Raw genomic sequence first — 2,369 nt, 5'->3', positions numbered from 1 at the left:
CCTCCGGGCTGCGACGACCTGCGACTTCGATGCCCTGGCGATCGATGCGCGAATCAGGACCGGGACGCAAACTCGACAGTTTGAAGAAGACGAGGGAACCCTCGCCGTAGCGGATGACGCCGTGGCGCCACCCGGTGTCCCCCGGGGCAGGCGTCACCCGGAGGATCGCCGCGGTACCACCGCGGCGCAGTACTGCAAGCCGATACAAAAAGACCGCGACGAAGGCCGCGAGCAGCACAACCAGAATGATCAACACAGTCATTCCGATTGTCACTGTTCGTCGGCTCCGTCGCGGTCTTTCTCGTGCAGCCTAAGCGCGCTCTACAGCGCGGATCCGACCCTTGGCGACAGCAATCGCCTCGAGATCGTCTCCACTCTCTGCGAGCACGGCCTTGGCCGCTTCCACATCGATGTCCTCGGCCAAGTCGGCTGACTCGGCGAGGATCGTGACTGTCTTCGCGGTCACGGACAGGAACCCGCCGTGCACAGCAGCGACGATACGCTCACCGTCGGCCGTCGTGATCGCAACCACTCCGGCCTCGACCAGCTGTCCGAGAACCGGCTCATGCCCAGGCATGACACCGATCTCGCCCTCGGTCGTCTGTGCGCTGACGAGAGTCGCCGAACCAGACCACAACCGTCGCTCCACGGCGACGAGTTCCACGGTCATCTCAGCCATCGTCGACTACTTCCCGGCGATCTTCTTGGCTGCAGCCTCGACGTCGTCGAGTCCACCACAGCTGTTGAATGCCTGCTCGGGCAGGTGATCGAACTCGCCCTTGCAGATGCGGTCGAACGCCTCGATGGTGTCGCGAAGCGGCACCACGGAGCCGGGCTCACCGGTGAACTTCTCGGCGACGATGAAGTTCTGGCCGAGGAACTTCTGCAGACGGCGGGCACGGCCGACGAGCACCTTGTCCTCTTCCTGCAGCTCGTCCATACCGAGGATGGCGATGATGTCCTGCAGTTCCTTGTACTTCTGCAGGATGCGCTTGACCTCGTTGGCGACCCGGAAGTGCTCGGCACCGACGATGCCGGGCTCCAGGATGCGGGAGGTGGAGGTCAGCGGGTCCACAGCGGGGTAGATACCCATCTGCGAGATCGGACGCGACAGCTCGGTGGTGGCATCGAGGTGCGCGAACGTCGTGGCCGGCGCCGGGTCGGTGTAGTCGTCGGCGGGCACGTAGATCGCCTGCAGCGAGGTGATGGAGCGACCACGCGTCGAGGTGATGCGCTCCTGCAGCTCACCCATCTCGTCAGCCAGGGTCGGCTGGTAACCCACGGCCGAAGGCATACGACCGAGCAGGGTCGACACCTCGGAACCGGCCTGGGTGAAACGGAAGATGTTGTCGATGAACAGCAGCACGTCCTGGCCCTGGACGTCGCGGAAGTACTCCGCCATGGTCAGCGCGGACAGGGCGACGCGCATACGCGTTCCCGGCGGCTCGTCCATCTGGCCGAAGACGAGGGCGGTGTCCTGGAGGACGCCCATCTCTTCCATCTCGAGGTGAAGGTCGGTGCCCTCACGGGTGCGCTCACCGACGCCTGCGAACACCGAGGTTCCGGAGAACTCGCGGGCGATACGGGTAATCATTTCCTGGATCAGAACGGTCTTGCCGACACCGGCACCACCGAACAGACCGATCTTTCCACCCTTGACGTACGGGGTGAGGAGGTCGATGACCTTGATGCCGGTCTCGAGGATCTCCGTCTTGCCCTCGAGCTGGTCGAAGGCCGGTGGCTTGCGGTGGATGCCCCACTGCTCGCCGTCGCGACCCGTGCCGGGAGCGTCGAGGCAGTCGCCCAGTGCGTTGAACACGTGGCCCTTGACGACGTCACCGACGGGAACCGAGATCGGCTTGCCCGTGTCGGACACCGAGGTGCCGCGGATCAGGCCGTCGGTGGGCTGCATCGAGACGGTGCGCACCAGGTTGTCGCCGAGGTGCTGTGCGACCTCGAGGGTCAGCGTCTTGGCGACCGAGGGGAGCGTGATCTCGGCATGCAGGGCGTTGAACAGTTCAGGAATGGCGCCACGCGGGAATTCAACGTCCACGACGGGACCGATGACCCGCACGACGCGGCCGGCGACGGACGAACCCGAGCCTGCCCCGTTGTTTTCGGTTACTGCTGCGGTCATTGCTTAGTCACTTCCTGCGCTCGAGGCAAGCGCATTCGCGCCGCCGACGATCTCGCTGATTTCCTGGGTGATCTGGGCCTGGCGAGCCTGGTTTGCCTGACGGCTCAACGTGTTCACCAGTTCGTTTGCGTTGTCCGTCGCGGCCTTCATGGCGGTACGACGGGCAGCCGACTCCGACGCCGCAGCATCCAGCAGCGAGGAGTAGATGCGGGTGCTGATGTACTTCGGCAGC

The 2,369-nt window shown here is 64.7% G+C and carries 4 protein-coding genes; all 4 read right to left on the bottom strand.

Annotation, left to right across the window (positions count from 1 at the left end; translation table 11 throughout):
* On the bottom strand, nucleotides 1–262 hold a 262-nt coding region (locus tag AC1D1G_RS44365), incomplete at its 3' end, for a DUF2550 family protein (protein ID WP_477956847.1).
* 48 nt (nucleotides 263–310) lie between these two features.
* Nucleotides 311–679 carry a F0F1 ATP synthase subunit epsilon gene (locus tag AC1D1G_RS44360; RefSeq protein WP_005252961.1) on the bottom strand — a complete coding sequence of 123 codons (369 nt, stop codon included), beginning with the start codon at nucleotides 677–679 and terminating at the stop codon, nucleotides 311–313.
* Between the two features lie 6 nt (nucleotides 680–685).
* Nucleotides 686–2,137 (bottom strand): F0F1 ATP synthase subunit beta, encoded by a 1,452-nt coding sequence (gene atpD, locus AC1D1G_RS44355; protein ID WP_005252960.1) that lies wholly within the window; start codon nucleotides 2,135–2,137, stop codon nucleotides 686–688.
* 3 nt (nucleotides 2,138–2,140) lie between these two features.
* On the bottom strand, nucleotides 2,141–2,369 hold a 229-nt coding region (locus tag AC1D1G_RS44350), incomplete at its 5' end, for a F0F1 ATP synthase subunit gamma (protein WP_477956846.1).

The sequence above is a fragment of the Rhodococcus sp. P3_B8 genome (assembly GCF_056402775.1).
This window is presented reverse-complemented; position numbering and strand designations above follow the sequence as displayed.